General features: G+C 48.2%; 11 protein-coding genes. All 11 read right to left on the reverse strand.

Annotated features, from left to right (window positions below):
* Positions 1-45 precede the first annotated feature (45 nt).
* On the reverse strand, positions 46-1,590 hold the full coding sequence (gene guaA / locus DW677_RS10245) for a glutamine-hydrolyzing GMP synthase (RefSeq protein ID WP_117567117.1): 1,545 nt from the start codon (positions 1,588-1,590) through the stop codon (positions 46-48).
* A gap of 207 nt (positions 1,591-1,797) precedes the next feature.
* On the reverse strand, positions 1,798-2,919 hold the full coding sequence (locus DW677_RS10250; RefSeq protein WP_117567119.1) for an ISAs1 family transposase: 1,122 nt from the start codon (positions 2,917-2,919) through the stop codon (positions 1,798-1,800).
* A 305-nt stretch (positions 2,920-3,224) separates the two neighbouring features.
* Positions 3,225-4,373: a beta-aspartyl-peptidase gene (gene iadA / locus DW677_RS10255; protein ID WP_117470439.1), complete on the reverse strand. Its 1,149-nt coding sequence runs from the start codon at positions 4,371-4,373 to the stop codon at positions 3,225-3,227.
* A gap of 337 nt (positions 4,374-4,710) precedes the next feature.
* Positions 4,711-7,560, reverse strand: a complete 2,850-nt coding sequence (gene uvrA, locus DW677_RS10260; protein WP_117567121.1) for an excinuclease ABC subunit UvrA — start codon at positions 7,558-7,560, stop codon at positions 4,711-4,713.
* Positions 7,561-7,840: 280 nt separating this feature from the next.
* Positions 7,841-8,332, reverse strand: a complete 492-nt coding sequence (locus DW677_RS10265) for a hypothetical protein (RefSeq protein ID WP_117567122.1) — start codon at positions 8,330-8,332, stop codon at positions 7,841-7,843.
* A 106-nt stretch (positions 8,333-8,438) separates the two neighbouring features.
* Positions 8,439-9,683, reverse strand: coding sequence for an FOG: Glucan-binding domain (YG repeat) (locus tag DW677_RS10270; protein ID WP_015552510.1), 1,245 nt, complete (start codon positions 9,681-9,683; stop codon positions 8,439-8,441).
* A gap of 337 nt (positions 9,684-10,020) precedes the next feature.
* Positions 10,021-11,694 (reverse strand): 2-isopropylmalate synthase, encoded by a 1,674-nt coding sequence (leuA, locus tag DW677_RS10275; protein ID WP_117567124.1) that lies wholly within the window; start codon positions 11,692-11,694, stop codon positions 10,021-10,023.
* Positions 11,695-12,281: 587 nt separating this feature from the next.
* Positions 12,282-13,640, reverse strand: a complete 1,359-nt coding sequence (glmM, locus tag DW677_RS10280; protein ID WP_117567126.1) for a phosphoglucosamine mutase — start codon at positions 13,638-13,640, stop codon at positions 12,282-12,284.
* Between the two features lie 316 nt (positions 13,641-13,956).
* The gene (gene rfbD, locus DW677_RS10285; protein ID WP_117552685.1) at positions 13,957-14,805 is read right to left on the reverse strand and encodes a dTDP-4-dehydrorhamnose reductase; all 849 of its coding nucleotides are present in this window, start codon (positions 14,803-14,805) and stop codon (positions 13,957-13,959) included.
* 31 nt (positions 14,806-14,836) lie between these two features.
* Entirely contained in the window at positions 14,837-15,874 is a 1,038-nt protein-coding gene (gene rfbB / locus DW677_RS10290; protein ID WP_015552506.1) for a dTDP-glucose 4,6-dehydratase, read from the reverse strand.
* 160 nt (positions 15,875-16,034) lie between these two features.
* Entirely contained in the window at positions 16,035-16,937 is a 903-nt protein-coding gene (rfbA, locus tag DW677_RS10295; RefSeq protein ID WP_015552504.1) for a glucose-1-phosphate thymidylyltransferase RfbA, read from the reverse strand.

Below are 16,937 nucleotides of genomic sequence, written 5' to 3' on the forward strand. Positions count from 1 at the left end.
TTCACTCGGACACTTGGATGAGTCTGGGTGGGACGAGAACATTGTTTACTCAAACTCAATCGTAGCCGGCGGTTTCCCTGTGCAGTCATAGAGTACGCGGTTAACATGCGGTACTTCGTTGACAATACGACTTGATACAATTCCGAGAACTTCCCACGGAATCTCAGCAGCCTCGGCAGTCATAAAGTCGATGGTGTTTACGGCTCTCAGGGCAATCGCGTAGTCGTAGGTTCTCTCATCACCCATAACGCCTACGGAGCGCATATTGGTCAGGGCTGCGAAGTACTGACCGATATTGCGGTCGATTCCTGCCTTTGCGATCTCTTCGCGATAGATCGCGTCAGCTTCCTGTACCATCTTTACTTTCTCCGGTGTTACGGCGCCGATAATACGGATACCAAGTCCCGGACCCGGGAACGGCTGGCGGTATACAAGCTTCTCCGGAATTCCAAGTTCCAGACCGGCTTTACGAACCTCGTCCTTGAACAGGTCGCGGAGCGGCTCGATAATTTCCTTGAAGTCAACGTAATCTGGAAGTCCTCCGACATTGTGGTGGGATTTGATCACTGCAGATTCTCCACCGAGACCACTCTCTACAACGTCCGGATAAATTGTTCCCTGTACAAGGAAGTCAACAGCACCGATCTTCTTTGCCTCTTCCTCGAATACACGGATGAACTCCTCACCTATGATCTTTCTCTTTCTCTCCGGCTCCTCAACGCCTGCTAATTTATCGTAGAAACGCTGCTGCGCGTTTACACGGATAAAGTTCAGATCATACGGGCCATTCGGTCCAAATACTTCCTCTACCTCGTCGCCTTCATTCTTACGGAGAAGACCGTGATCAACGAATACACAGGTGAGCTGGTCGCCAACTGCCTTTGCGAGCATAACAGCTGCAACAGAAGAGTCAACTCCGCCGGATAATGCACAGAGAACTTTTCCATTTCCAACTTTCTCGCGGATCGCTTTGATGCTGTTTTCAACAAATGCGTCCATCTTCCATGTTCCGGCACATCCACAGACTTCATAGATGAAGTTATGGAGCATCTTTGTACCTTCCTGAGTATGAAGAACTTCCGGATGGAACTGGATCGCATATAATTTCTTCTCCTCGCACTCAGCGGCTGCAACCGGACAGTCCGGAGTATGTGCGACGATTCTGAATCCAGGTGCTTCTTTCTCGATGTAGTCATTGTGGCTCATCCAGCAGATCGTCTTCTCGGATACATCTCCGAAAAGCTTGCTTGTCTTATCCACAGTCACTTCGATCTTGCCGTACTCACGAACCGGTGCCTTGCATACATGTCCGCCGAGAACGTGGGACATCAGCTGCGCGCCGTAGCAGAGTCCGAGTACCGGAACGCCCATCTCAAACAGTTCCTTGCTGCATGTAGCAGCACCTTCCTCATAAACGCTGTTCGGACCTCCGGTTAAGATGATTCCTTTCGGATTCATTGCCTTGATCTGTTCGATCGGAGTCCGGTAGGAGTAGATCTCACAGTATACATGGCATTCACGGACACGACGGGCAACCAGCTGATTGTACTGGCCGCCGAAGTCGATAACAATAATTTTTTCCTGATTCATCGGGTGCCTCCTGAAATATGTGCATGTACTTCTTGATAACTGCCCGGCAATCCGCATCGATTTGTGCCGGAATGCCGGACAGATATAAATTTTCCTATTTGGAACTAATTATAAGGGATTCATAGAAACTTGGCAAGTGCTTTCCCTCAAAACCTCACGACAAACGCATGAATGATTGTCTACCACCAATTCTGTTTTCAGCTATTTTTAAGCTTCTAAAAGTTCTTCCAGATACTGAATTGGACGCATGCTAACTACGAACCTTTTCTTTCTCATCGACAACTTATGCCTTGTCATTTGTGCCGGCTTCAAAATACTTAGGCTCCATTTTCTTATGATATTCAAATTTTGTGCTGCCATTTTATCTAACGTTGTGTTTGCATCTTCCCGGAATGTTACATCCAAATGCCAGTGCATACTTTCTATACTCCAATGTCCTCTGACTGCACGACTGATCTGCTCTATATCTGCCTTTAAACTACTGATAAAATAACGATACTCTATCCTTCTCTTTCCATCCTTCTCTATCGTTTTCTTTTCCATCACGATACTGGACAGCCCTTTCCAGTTCTTTTTCTGACTTAACCATTTAATATCTTCTGTTTGATAATACTCCCTTATTTCAACCTGACCATGTGCCTTTTCCTGTGTCTTTTTGTAATTACCGCTCGCACGGATTCTTTTTTGAAACTCTTCATCCGAAAAGTATTCCTGCACATCCTCATACAGGCTGTTTTGATTTCTCTTCAATGCAAGAACATAATCTGCCCGTTTTTTCTTTATTTTTTCCGCTATTGCAGTCTGTGTTCCCATTGCATCAATCGTTACGGTCTGGCCTTTTATCTGGATCTTATCCAACAATTCTGGAATCACTACGATTTCATTGCTTTTTTCTTCAACAGCTTTTTGTCTAAGACAAAAACCATCCTCTTTACTCCACGCGGATACAATGTGAGCTGCCTTTCCAGCTCCCCTTTTATTGGAACGCATGGTTTTTCCATCAATACAGATGATTTTTTTCAGCAGCTCTCCATCATCCTGATTTAATCGGTCCTTCCATTTTCCATAGAGTTGTTGTAAGATTTCTGGTGATATCATCCCCATAACACGTCTGATCGTATCATGGGATGGAATCCCGTTCTTTAACTCGATATACTTACGAAGATAGTCCTGATAATTTTCCGCAAACAATGCCATTTCTACCCAGTCATCCGCATTCGCTAACGTTGCGAACAACACAATAACAAGAATATCTTTTAATGTGTGACAAATTTTTCTTTGCTGGCGATCATCTTCTATGTATTCCAGCCAATCTAATAATTCCTGCATATACCAACGCCCCTTTTCTTTTAATTTTACCAGAAAAGGGGCATGTTCACAATTTATTTACTCATGCGTTTTTCGTGCTCAAAACCTGTACTTTAATAAGTATGAAGGTTACTGTACTCAGGTAGGAATTTTCTGAACTGAAAATTCCGTACAATACAGTGGTGGTAGTGGATTTTGCCGATTCGGAATGCGAAGCATCGGCAAAATCCTGTTACAGTGCGCGGGCATGGAGTGCCCGTGTACTGTAACGTATGAAGGTTCCTGTACATAGTCAGGCACATTTGCACCTCGTGCAAGCAGCAACATTATTTCTCATACGTTCCCTTTTTAAGGATTTTCCCGTCTCTCATCATAGGCACGCCCATAGCGATCACCGTATCAAGAGAGAGATCTTCATTCATGATCAGGATATCCGCATCACTTTCTTCCTTCACAGCACCCTTTTTCGGATATAATTCCAGAGCCATCGCCGGATTCTTAGTTCCGAGAGCCAGAAGTTCCTCCAAATCCATATTTTCTTCTTTTACCATGTAGACGATCTGACGGTAGATCGTATCCACATCGGAAACACCGATCTCCACAAGTTTTCCTTCTGCATCATAGTTAGACCAGCTTCCCTGTCCGTCGGAGCTCATGGTCACCTTCTCCATTGGAACTCCTTCTTTTTTCGCTTTCTTGACAGCATCTGCAACAGAGTGGAACTTACTTTCAGATTCCCCACAGGTGAGGTCGATCGTTCCGCCCATCTTCGCGAACTTAAACGCATCCTCTAAGAGGTTCGCGTTGCGTCCCACGTGAGTCGGCTGAAATGTTTTCGGCGGAATCGAGGTGCGCTCTAATGCCTCAAATACCGGTTTTAATGCTCTCTTATCTCCGCCCATGTGAAGGCAGATAAATCCAGGTTTTCCACTCAGCATTCCTGCGGTGCGGACATCACTGGCCAGACGGATCAGTTCCTCTGTCGTGATATTCGGCGCACGGTGATCAGAGATCGCAAGCTTCACTCCAAGGATCTCATCGATAAACATAATGTCCTTGCTGACACTTCCGGTCACGGTCGTACTCGGATAACCATAGGCTCCGCAGATCGCATAAGCGGAAATTCCCTCTTCTTTTAACGCTTTTACCTTTGCTAAAAGATTCTCCACGCTTCTGCTGATTCCGTCAGTTCCCAAAAGTCCAAGTACAGTTGTAACACCACCCTTGATCAGGCTGGACAGCTGGACCTGCGGTGCCTGAGTGTGGAAGCTTCCTTCTCCGCCGCCTCCGGTCACATGGACATGACGGTCGATAATACCTGGAGTCACGATCTTTCCGGTTCCGTCGATTACTTCACATCCCTCATACTCCGGCAGATGATCCGCGATTCTTTCGATCCTTCCTCCGGCGATCAGGATATCCTTCACTCCGAGATATTCCGGTGCGTAAACTTTTGCGTTTTTTACTAACAGCATGGGCTTATTCCTCCTGTGTGATCTCTGTTTTACATAACTGCCCGATAGCAGGAAATTCAGTTCAGACAAACCAACGTACGGCTGAACTGTAATAGAAATTACTGTTGGACAATTATGATTTTCTTATTATTTTAGTATAACATACCGCCGGAAGTATTCCAAGTGATGATTCAAAACTTTCATTTCTTTACTCGTTACAGTACACGGGCACTCCATGCCCGCGCACTGTAACAGGATTTTGCCGATGCTTCGCATTCCGAATCGGCAAAATCCGCGGTCATAACGGTATCATACGGAATTTTCAGTTCAGAAAATTCCTACCCATGAAAAGTAACCTTTACTCGTCTGAACCGGCATCTCCGTTCTCAAGATACCGCTTGACATACTGCCCCGTATAGGACTCCGGAACCTTCACGATCTCCTCCGGCGTTCCTTTCGCGATCACGGTACCGCCGCGGTCTCCGCCTTCCGGTCCCATGTCGATAATATAATCCGCGGTCTTGATCACATCCAGATTGTGCTCAATCACAACCACCGTATTTCCACCTTCGGAAAGCTTTCTTAAGATCTCCACCAGCTTATGGACATCCGCGAAGTGGAGTCCTGTCGTCGGCTCATCGAGGATATAGATTGTTTTTCCGGTTCCGCGTCTGGAAAGCTCTGTGGCGAGCTTGATCCGCTGCGCCTCGCCGCCGGAAAGCTCCGTTGAGGGCTGTCCGAGACGGATATAGGAAAGTCCCACATCGTTCAATGTCGCAATCTTTCTCGCGATAGACGGCACATTCTCAAAGAACTTTAGCGCCTCCTCCACGGTCATATTCAGCACATCGTAAATGCTCTTTCCCTTATACTTCACTTCCAGAGTCTCACGGTTGTACCGCTTTCCGCCGCAGACCTCGCAGGGCACATAGACATCCGGAAGGAAATGCATTTCGATCTTGATGATTCCGTCACCGCTGCAGGCCTCGCATCGACCGCCCTTCACGTTGAAGCTGAACCGTCCCTTTGAGTATCCCTTCGCCTTCGCATCGGTGGTCGCTGCAAAAAGATCACGGATCAGGTCAAACACACCAGTGTAGGTCGCCGGGTTTGATCTCGGCGTTCTTCCGATCGGGGACTGGTCGATGGCGATGATCTTATCCAGCTGTTCCACACCATCGATTCCGTCGTGATCTCCCGGGATCGTCCGGGCACGGTTCAGCTTTTTCGCCAGCGCCTTATAGAGGATCTCGTTGATCAGGGAGCTCTTTCCCGATCCCGACACACCGGTCACGCAGGTCATAATTCCAAGTGGCACATCCACATCGATATTTTTCAGGTTATTCTCCCTCGCGCCGCGGATTTTGATCCAGCCTGTGGGGCTTCTTCTCTCCTTCGGCACCGGAATTTTGATCCGGCCGCTTAAATACGCACCGGTGATCGATTCTTTACACTTCATGATCTGGGCTGCCGTTCCCACAGCGACCACATTTCCGCCGTGTTCCCCGGCCCCCGGACCGATATCCACGATACAGTCCGCCGCCCGCATCGTATCCTCATCGTGTTCCACGACGATCACACTGTTTCCGAGATCCCGGAGATGTTCCAGCGTTTTCAACAGCTTATCGTTATCTCTCTGGTGCAGTCCGATACTCGGCTCATCAAGGATATAGGCAACCCCCACAAGTCCGGAGCCGATCTGGGTCGCCAGACGGATCCGCTGTGCCTCGCCGCCGGAAAGGGTACCGGTCGCCCGGGATAAGGACAGATAATCCAGTCCCACGTCGATCAGGAAGCTGATCCTCGCCCGGATTTCCTTCAAAATCTGTTCACCGATCATCTTCTGCATCTCGGATAGCTTCAGATCATCGATAAACTCCCTGAATTTTACGATAGACATATTCGTAGCCTCGTAAATATTCAGCCCACCTACCGTCACCGCCAGAGAAGACTGCTTTAAACGCTGTCCATGACAGGTGGTACACGGTGTGATCCGCATAAAGCTCTCGTACTCTGCCTTGCTGGCCTGGGAGAATGTCTCCCGGTAACGGCGGTTTACGTTCTCGATCAGACCCTCAAAGGCCACGTCATAAACACCGGTTCCCCTCTGTCCTGTATAGTGGACCTTTACTTCCTTTCCGCCGGTTCCGTAGATCAGGATATCATGGATCTCCTTCGGATAATCTTTGAACGGAGTATCAAGATCAAAGTGATACTCTGCCGCCAGGGCATCTAAGATCGCCCTTGAAAAGCTTCCCGGCTTCGCGCAGGACTGCCAGCCGAGAACGACGATTGCTCCCTCGTTGATACTCAGGGACTTATCCGGGATCATCAGATCCTCATCAAATTCCATCTTATATCCCAGACCGAAACAGTCCGGGCAGGCGCCGAACGGGTTGTTGAAGGAGAAGCTTCGCGGCTCCACCTCCTCGATGCTGATCCCGCAGTCCGGGCAGGAAAAGCTCTGGCTGAAGTTGATCGGCTCGCCGCCAGCTACATCCACGATCATCAGACCATCTGACAGCTTCATCACCGTCTCGATGGAGTCCGTCAGACGTTTCTCGATCCCCGGCTTCACAACGAGACGGTCCACAACGATCTCGATATTGTGCTTGACATTCTTCTCCAGCGTGATCTCCTCAGACAGCTCGTGGAGATTTCCATCGATCATCACGCGGACATAACCGCTGCGTTTCGCCTGTTCCAGAACCTTCTCATGACGTCCTTTTCTTCCACGGACCATTGGCGCTAAAAGCTGGATTTTCGTCCGCTCCGGCAGTGTCATGATCTGGTCCACCATCTGGTCCACGGTCTGTTTCCGGATCTCCCTGCCGCACTTCGGGCAGTGGGGGATACCGATCCTCGCGTACAGAAGACGCATATAGTCGTATATCTCCGTCACAGTTCCTACGGTGGAACGCGGGTTGCGGTTCGTGGATTTCTGGTCGATGGAGATCGCCGGGGAAAGTCCCTCGATGCTCTCAACATCCGGCTTTTCCATCTGGCCTAAGAACTGACGCGCATAGGAGGACAGAGACTCCATATAGCGTCTCTGTCCCTCCGCGTAGATCGTATCAAATGCCAGAGAAGATTTTCCCGATCCGGAAAGTCCGGTCAGGACTACCAGCTCATTTCTCGGGATATCCAGGGAAATATTTTTTAAGTTGTGCTCGTTGGCACCTCGTATTTTTATATATTGCTTCGGCATTGTGTTTCTCCTCTTTGCCATGTCTGCTTTTGCTTTATCATTCTCACAGAGTTCCGGGACTATACGTTTTCCATGGATTCCGGTTACTGTCCCGTGTTACGGTCAGTATACCACAATTCCATTTTATATGCAAACATTTGTTCGTTTCATATTTTACCACTTTTCATCTGCGCAGACCGTTTCAATCGGCATATCCATCTGTCTTTTCCCCAAAAAACGCGAAAGACCCCGGCAGCTGCCCGCCGGGGTCTCTCTTTATGGGTTTCTATGAAATTCTACATTATCTGTGTGTACTGTTTTTCAGCATTTCCCTGCTACGAGATCTTCTATACGCATATAAATTTAAGACTTCCAGAACTATTGATACAAATTCAGTCGGTAGAAGCAGCATAAACATATGGTACACCGGGATATACGTTATGAAAAGCTGTCGACATATCTTGTATGAGATAAAAGCTATAGGAACTATGAGTAGTATCCATCGTCCGTCTCTACTTCTTAAACTATCGTAAACAGCCAGTGCATATAGAATTTCAAGCACAAATATAATGCATGATACGCTTGAAATATTCGCAACATTACTTGCCAGTACTTCATCGACTAATTCTGGATTTTTTACCAGCTCATTCCAATATTCAAATGTAATGACTCCTGCCGGAGGAATATATTCTTTATGTCCGTTTTTCAGAATAAAGCCAATAAAGAATATATTAAACAAAATAACTGTCAAAGATGATAAATAAAAAAATTTGCTTTCTTCATAGCTATTCATTCCCTCCTAATCATATGAGATAATGTAATAGACACACTTTCTTTTCAATTCAATAAAAACATCGCCGTCATCATCCTTTATATAATCAAGCTTTTTGTATCCATTCCTACCAGGAAACTTCTACATTATATCCACCGTTCTGATCCTTCGTGATCTTATATTTCACGCCGTCCGCATCTGTCACGGTTCCGCTGGTCTTAACCTTACCGGATTCATTGACTACATATGTCTTTCCGTCAACGGTGACTTTCTCGTACTTCATTCCTTCTTCCGCACTCACAAGGCGTCCGTTCTCGTAGAGACTTCCGTCCTTCACACCCGTGAATCCGTCGCCTCTCGTTCCGATACTGCCGGAAGTTGTGAAGTAGAATACTTCGTTGTCATGGTTATCGTCGTTGATCACGATCCGCCCGGTCTTCATCTTTCCGTCACTGTCAAAGTAGAACTTTCTGCCGTCGCTCAGCTCCACAAGACCTGTCTTCATGCGGCCCTTTTTATCAAAGCAGTAGGTCTCGCCCTTGATCTTTGCTATTCCGTATCCGCAGGCCTCCGTTGTTTTATAGGATGTGGAGTATGCGCGGCCATCTTTAAAGTAGTACCAGTTTTCCTCAGCGTCATCCGGGGATGCCATATATCTCCAGCCGTTCATCTGCTGTCCGCCGCTGCGGAAGTAGCGAAGGGCATTGACATCGCTGTTGGAGAGGTCGTCACGTCCTGTAGATGTGTAATCAGACTCATTTACCCAGCCAGTCAGCATCCTTCCGCTGTGGTCAAAGATATAGGTCTCACCGGAGATCTTCAGCTCACCATCATAGATCAGCTTTCCACTGGAATTAAAATAGTACCAGTACTCACCCCAGTCATCCTCTCTGTCCGCCAGTTTTCTCCAGCCCGTCGTCATAGCTCCGGAATCTTCTAAATGATAGATCTTACCATCGATCTCCACCCAGCCGATATCCAAAACGGAATCCGTAAAGTGGTACCACACGTCATTGATCTGTTTCCAGCCGTTTGTGTACGCCTTTCCGTTCGCTCCAAAATATCTCCATCCGCTCTCGTTCCAGCGGCTGTTGTTGATGTACTTCCATGTGTTTGTGATCATGACACCATTCTCGTTTACATAATAAGTATCATCGATCAGGCTGTTTGTCTGCATCACTCCATTGTAATCCATATAATACCATGCATCCTTGGAGCATACCCAGTCATTCCGAACGAGGCGTCCGTTGTTGTCATTGTAGTAATACCATTTTCCATTCTGCTGCGACCAGTCCGCAAAAGAGGTCGTCGCCATTCCTGCGGTTAAAATCATCGCCGCAACTGCTGCACCTGCAAAATATCTCTTCTTCATAGAAACCCTCCTCTTCTAAATATTTCCGTTTCCGGAATATACTTTTTCACTTTCCCACCGGTTTCCTTTTCATCGTTCCCACGGTGGCTATTTGTTTTCGATATCTCCGTTAGATATCTTTCGTTTTTTGTTTGTACTTGTATTATACAGAAAACTTCCTAAAAACTCTTCTCTTTTTCCTTACATTTCATTAAAAATATGACGCAAAAATGCGGCAAAAACAGGATTGCATTCCCATTTCTGCCGCATTTAAAATTTTCTTATGATTTGCCGCCGGACACTGCAGTTTCTCCCTATGTCTTACCGCAGCACTGAACGTATATCCGACATTTTTATTTTACTCTGCATCTCCAAACAGACGGTTAACTGCACTGAAGATACCTCTTAAGGATGCTCTCGTGATGTTGGAGCTGATGCCGACACCGTATGTCACCTTGCCGGTCTTCTGATCCATCAGGTGGATATAGGAAGCCGCCTGTGCCCCGGAACCGGATGTCAGCGCATGCTCGCTGTAATCGAGAACCTTGATTGAGATACCAAGCTCCTCCTCCAGTCCGCGTTTCACAGCATCGATCGGGCCGTTTCCGACACCTTCAAACTGTTTTGTCTCGCCGTGGTTAGAGTAGGTAACAACAGCAACGGTTGTGAACTGGTCTCCGGACTCGAAATCTGTGGTCTTGCACTTGCGGAAGTGGTACGGTTCCTTGCGGTCGAGATACTCGATGCGGAACTCTTCCATGATCTGTTCCGGTGCGACCTCTCCCTGCTTCTCTGCGATCTTCTGGATCACATCCGCGAACTCTTTGTGCATGCCGCGTGGAAGCTTGAATCCAAAGAAGCTGTCCATAACGAAAGCAACACCGCCCTTTCCGGACTGGCTGTTGATACGGACCACCGGCTCGTACTCTCTTCCGATATCGGACGGATCGATCGGCAGATACGGAACCTGCCAGATCTCGCTCTTTCTTTCCATAAGCACATGCATTCCCTTGTTGATAGCATCCTGATGGGAACCGGAGAATGCAGTAAATACCAGCTTTCCAGCGTACGGATGACGCGGATCGATATGCATCTTTGTGCAGCGCTCGTAAACTTCCGCGATCTTCTTGATATCGCCGATTTCAAGCTCTGGGTCGATTCCCTGAGAGAACATATTGTAGGCGATGGTCAGGATATCCACGTTTCCGGTACGCTCACCATTTCCGAACAGGGTTCCCTCAACGCGGTCAGCGCCTGCAAGCATTGCAAGTTCTGCAGCAGCGACACCTGTTCCGCGGTCATTATGCGGATGAACGCTTAAAATGATGCTCTCGCGGTTCTCCAGATGTTTGCTCATCCACTCGATCTGGTCTGCAAATACGTTCGGCGTCGTCATCTCGACAGTGGACGGAAGGTTGATGATCATCTTATTGTCCGGTGTCGGTCCCCATGCTCTCTGGACCGCGTTGCAGATATCAAGCGCATAGTCCATCTCTGTTCCGGTAAAGCTCTCCGGGGAATACTCCAGGATCACTTTTCCGTCATAATCTTTCATGTACTTCTTTACCATATCGACGCCATCGATGGCGATCTGCTTGATCTCCTCGCGGTCCATATGGAATACAACATCACGCTGTAAGGTGGATGTAGAATTGTAAATATGTACAACTGCCTTTGGAATTCCCTGGATGGACTCGAAGGTTCTCTTTAACAGGTGGTCACGACACTGGGTCAGAACCTGGACCGTCACATCATCCGGGATCAGCCTGCGCTCAACAAGCTGCCTTAAAAAGTCAAATTCGATCTGGGAAGCGGCCGGGAAACCGATCTCGATCTCCTTAAAGCCCATCTGCACCAGCATATTGAACATTTCAATCTTTTCTTCAACAACCATTGGCTCAACAAGGGCCTGGTTGCCGTCGCGCAGATCCACGCTGCACCAGATCGGCGCTTTCTCAATCTCTTTATTCGGCCACTCCCGCTCCGGGTAATTCATGACCGGTACTCTCTGATATCTCTTATAATTCATCATAGTTTCTTTCCTCCGCTTTTCTGATAAAAGTTATTTTCATTCCTGCATTTCATGAATTTTTGTAATCATGCAGTCTTTCCAGGCACTGCAGTTTCCCTCCAGCTTCATAGTCGCAGGCCACGGAGTCGGTAAACCACGCTGTACTTCTCAATTATAAACAATGTTACGCTTTTAGGTCTAACCCCATTTTCATCAGTCCTTTTTTTGTGAAATTCAATCGACGGTCGCGTTTTTGACCGTCCTTTTCCGTTTTTTCATTATATCACTGTGAAAATGGAATCGCAAGGATCTATGCCATAACATTTAGATATAGGAGATATGAAGTGTTACAGTACACGGGCACTCCATGCCCGCACACTGTAACAGGATTTTGCCGATGCTTTGCATTCCGTATCGACAAAATCCGCGGTCATAACGATATCATACGGAATTTTCAGTTCAGAAAATTCTTACCCATGAAAAGTAACTATGAAGTCACTATGAAGTCACTATACACCTCCCAAGCCTTTCTGAGACTGTAACCGTATATAAAATGAGGCAGCGAATTTTTTCACTGCCTCATCGTTCATCTTTTATATTTCAAGCAATCAGCCTTCTGTCACATGACCTTTTTTCTTCAATACATCGATCACCTGATCCACATACTTCTCGCAGATCTCCGGTGTCTCCGCCTCGACCATAACGCGGATCAGCGGCTCTGTTCCGCTCTGGCGGAGAAGAAGCCTGCCGTCATTTCCAAGTGCCTCATCAACGGCCTTTCCTGCTGCCTGCACATCCGGATCATTTAATGCCGCCGTCTTGTCTGCCACGCGGACATTTTTTAGGAGCTGCGGAAGGATCGTAACCTCAGAAGCAAGCTTTCCGAGCGTCTCCTTCTTCTCCAGCATGACCTCCATGATCTTTAAAGATGTCAGTATTCCGTCTCCGGTAGTCGCGTACTTGCTGAAAATGATATGTCCGGACTGCTCGCCACCGAGGCAGTTTCCGGTCCTGGACATGTTCTCGTATACATATTTGTCGCCGACAGCCGTCTTTTCGTAGCCGATGCCCTCACGGTCAAGTGCCTTGTAAAGACCAAGGTTTGACATAACTGTGGTAACAATCTTGTTGTTGCGCAGAAGTCCCTGTTCCTTCATATATTTTCCACAGATGTAGAGGATCAGGTCGCCGTCCACGACGTTTCCGTTCTCATCCACAGCCAGGCAGCGGTCCGCGTCACCATCATAGGCAAAGCCCACATCGAGACCTTTCTCCTTCACGAATTTCTGAAGGTTTTCAATATGGGTGGAACCGCAGTCACGGTTGATGTTCAGTCCGTCAGGCTTGTCATTGATGACGTATGTGTCAGCGCCGAGGGCATCAAATACACTCTTCGCAACGGAGGAGGCGCTTCCGTTGGAGCAGTCGAGGCCGACTTTCTTGCCCTTGAAGGATCTCGTAGCGATTGAGATCAGGTAACCGATATAGCGGTTTCTTCCCGCTGCAAAATCCTGCGTTCTTCCGATATTTTCTCTCTTTGCAAGCGGGATCTCTTCCAGCTCTCCGTCTAAGTACTTCTCGATCTCTGTGATCACGCTATCCTCGAGCTTCTCGCCGTTGCCGTTCATGACCTTGATTCCATTGTCATAGTACGGATTGTGGCTGGCGGAGATCATGATTCCACAGTCGAAATCTTCCGTGCGGATCACATGGGACACACTCGGAGTTGTTGTTACATGTAAGAGATAAGTGTCAGCGCCGGATGCTGTGAGTCCCGCCGCAAGGGAGTACTCAAACATATAGCTGGAGCGTCTCGTGTCTTTTCCGATCACGACTCTGCAGCGGTCTCCCTTGGCCTGTTTTCCATAATACCAGCCGAGAAATCTTCCGACTTTATACGCATGTTCCACGGTAAGATCGACGTTTGCCTCGCCGCGGAAGCCGTCGGTACCAAAATATTTTCCCATTCCTCAATTTCCTCCATATACCGCGAACCTTATAGAGAATCGGACATTTCCATAAAACAATATCCTCATTCTCTATAGAGTCCGCGGTTTTCTGTCTCTTCATAGATTATGCGCATCTGCACCAAACTGTCCGGCATTGATACGCTGCTGACAGGACTTCGCAGATCCTGTTTTCTCTGATAAAACAGGCTGCCGGAGAACATGTCTTCACCGACAGCCGTATGTCTTTTTATAAGCAGGACCGGTCTTTCATCGCCAAATCCTGATCTTTATCTCAGTCCGGTAAGACTCCACCGCTTTCAGGCAGTGAATCCTTCTACCAGGTGATCTCCTTCAGATATCTCGCAACCGCGTCCTTCCACTCCGGAAGACGCTCGAAGCCGTTCTCTGTAAGCTTTTCCTTGCTCATCCGGCTGTTCATCGGGCGTTTTGCCTTTGCTGCCGGATACTCATCGGAATGCACCGGTGTCACCTTGACATCTATGCCGGCTGCGCGGAAGATCTCGCACGCGAACTCATACCAGGAGCAGAGTCCCTCGTTGGTCGCATGGTATCTGCCGTATTTGTCGGTCTGGATCATATCCACAAGGAGTCTTGCGAGATCGTAAGTGTAGGTCGGGGATCCGATCTGATCATCAACGACAGATGCGGCTCCTCGCTCCTTTCCGATCCGCAGCATGGTCTTGATAAAGTTCTTGCCGTTTACGCCGAATACCCAGGCGATGCGGACGGTAAAGAATTTCTCTACCAGCTCCTCGACTGCAAGCTCTCCCTCATATTTGGACTGTCCATAGACATTCAGTGGATGTCTCTCGTCATCCGGCTCCCACGGGCGGGTTCCCTGTCCGTCGAACACATAGTCCGTGCTGATGTACATCATCTTAATGCCGAGCTTTTTGCAGACTTCCGCGATATTTCTTGTCCCGCCTGCGTTGACCTTCATGCAAACATCCACATTGTCCTCCGCTGCGTCAACCGCTGTATAAGCGGCACAGTGGATGACCGCCTCGACATTTGCCTCCGTGATCACACGGTCGCATGCCTCTTTATCGGTAATATCCATCTCCGCAAGATCGACTCCGATCGGAGTCAGACCGCGTTTTTCCATCTCATTTACAACGTCATGACCAAGCTGGCCTTTTACGCCTGTTACTAAAACTCTCATGTTCGCGTTATTCCTTTCACCTGAAAGTGCCTTACTTTAAATCTTTACCGAGGCGGTCGCCGTACATATTATCGAAGTAATTGCTGTACTCACCGCTTAAGATGTGCTTCCACCAGTCCTCGTTATCCAGATACCACTGGATCGTCTGCTGGATACCGGTATCAAAGTTGTATTTCGGCTTCCAGCCAAGCTCTGTCTCAAGCTTTGTCGGGTCGATGGCGTAACGTCTGTCGTGGCCCGGGCGGTCTGTTACGAATTTAATGAGGCTCTCCGGCTTATTTAATGCCTTTAAGATCGTCTTAACGACCTCCAGGTTTGTTCTCTCATTGTGTCCGCCGACGTTATAAACCTCACCGACACGTCCGTTGTGGATGATCAGGTCGATGGCCTCACAGTGGTCGGAAACATGGAGCCAGTCGCGGACATTCTCGCCTGTTCCGTATACCGGAAGCGCCTCGTCTGCGAGGGCACGGCTGATCATCAGCGGGATCAGCTTCTCCGGGAAGTGGTACGGGCCATAGTTGTTGGAGCAGCGGGAGATCGTCACCGGGAGTCCGTAGGTTCTGTGGTAAGCGAGAACGAAAAGGTCAGCGCTTGCCTTGGAGGAAGAGTACGGGCTGGAGGTGTGGAGCGGTGTCTCCTCTGTGAAGAAGAGATCCGGGCGGTCCAACGGAAGATCTCCGTAGACCTCATCGGTGGAAACCTGATGGTAACGCTTGATCCCGTAGGTGCGGCATGCGTCAAGCAGCGTTGTAGTTCCCATAACATTTGTGCGGACAAAGCTTTCCGGATCTACAACGGAACGGTCAACATGGCTCTCCGCTGCGAAGTTTACAACGATATCCGGTTTCTCTTTTTCGAAGAGGTCGAATACGAATTTACGGTCTGCGATGTCGCCCTTTACGAACTTGTAGTTCGGCTTATTCTCGACCGGCTTTAATGTCTCAAGATTTCCGGCGTATGTTAAGAGATCGAGGTTTACGATCTGGTACTCCGGGTATTTGTTTACCATATGGTGGATGAAGTTGCCGCCGATAAATCCGGCGCCGCCTGTTACGATGATTTTCATGTGTTTATTTCTCCTTCATGAACATGATCCTGACTGCAAAATTTCCCTACAGGAATACACTCAGCTCATGTTCCATCCTTTCCTGTATCAGTTCAGAAGCTTCCACTCAAACGCTTTGTGTTTGGGCGTGAGTGCGCTGAAAGCCTGCTGTTTTTTCTCTTTACTTATCTGCGTGTCCCGGCAGTTTGTCGATATATTTTCCGTCGATGACATCCTTTAAATACTGGCCGTACTGGTTCTTCTTATAGATCTCGTATGCGGCCATAACTTCTTCCTTGGAGATCCAGCCATTCGTGTAGGCGATCTCTTCCAGACACGCGATCTTTCTGTGCTGGTGGGTCTCGATGGTCTTAACGAAGTTTGTGGCCTCAACTAAGGACTCGTGGGTACCGGTGTCAAGCCATGTAAAGCCCTGTCCTAAAAGTGTTACATCCAGCTCGCCGTTCTCAAGATAGATCCGGTTAAGGTCTGTGATCTCAAGCTCGCCTCTTGCGGATGGTTTTAAGTTCTTTGCGTACTCCACAACGCGGTTGTCGTAGAAATAAAGACCGGTTACGCAGTAGTTGGACTTCGGCTTCTCCGGCTTCTCCTCGATAGAGATTGCCTTTCCTGTCTCGTCGAACTCAACGATACCGAAACGCTCCGGATCATCGACATAGTAGCCGAATACGGTTGCACCTTTCTCCTTCTCCGCAGCTGCGCGGAGACGTTTCTTTAAGCCCTGTCCGTGGAAGATATTATCTCCCAAGATCATCGCAACAGAGTCACCATTGATGAATTTTTCACCGATGATGAAGGCCTGGGCAAGTCCGTCCGGGCTCGGCTGTACGGCGTAGGATAAGTTCACGCCGAACTGTTTTCCGTCACCTAACAGCGCCTCGAATCTCGGAGTATCGTCCGGTGTGGAGATGATGAGGATATCTCTGATTCCTGCGTTCATCAGTACGGATAACGGATAATAGATCATTGGTTTATCATAAATTGGTAAAAGCTGTTTGGAAGTTACCTTAGTGAGCGGATACAGTCTTGTGCCGCTTCCGCCGGCAAGTATGATTCCTTTCAT

Origin of the sequence: Clostridium sp. AM25-23AC, assembly GCF_003435125.1 — a bacterium.
Classification (GTDB): Bacteria; Bacillota; Clostridia; order Lachnospirales; family Lachnospiraceae; genus Pilosibacter; species Pilosibacter fragilis.

Coding starts and splice junctions, on each gene's coding strand:
- DW677_RS10250 (WP_117567119.1), bottom strand. CDS start 2,919: ATGCAGGAATTATTAGATTGGCTGGAATACATAGAAGATGATCGCCAG.
- glmM (WP_117567126.1), bottom strand. CDS start 13,640: ATGGGAAAATATTTTGGTACCGACGGCTTCCGCGGCGAGGCAAACGTC.
- DW677_RS10265 (WP_117567122.1), bottom strand. CDS start 8,332: ATGAATAGCTATGAAGAAAGCAAATTTTTTTATTTATCATCTTTGACA.
- rfbD (WP_117552685.1), bottom strand. CDS start 14,805: ATGAGAGTTTTAGTAACAGGCGTAAAAGGCCAGCTTGGTCATGACGTT.
- uvrA (WP_117567121.1), bottom strand. CDS start 7,560: ATGCCGAAGCAATATATAAAAATACGAGGTGCCAACGAGCACAACTTA.
- rfbA (WP_015552504.1), bottom strand. CDS start 16,937: ATGAAAGGAATCATACTTGCCGGCGGAAGCGGCACAAGACTGTATCCG.
- leuA (WP_117567124.1), bottom strand. CDS start 11,694: ATGATGAATTATAAGAGATATCAGAGAGTACCGGTCATGAATTACCCG.
- DW677_RS10270 (WP_015552510.1), bottom strand. CDS start 9,683: ATGAAGAAGAGATATTTTGCAGGTGCAGCAGTTGCGGCGATGATTTTA.
- iadA (WP_117470439.1), bottom strand. CDS start 4,373: ATGCTGTTAGTAAAAAACGCAAAAGTTTACGCACCGGAATATCTCGGA.
- rfbB (WP_015552506.1), bottom strand. CDS start 15,874: ATGAAAATCATCGTAACAGGCGGCGCCGGATTTATCGGCGGCAACTTC.
- guaA (WP_117567117.1), bottom strand. CDS start 1,590: ATGAATCAGGAAAAAATTATTGTTATCGACTTCGGCGGCCAGTACAAT.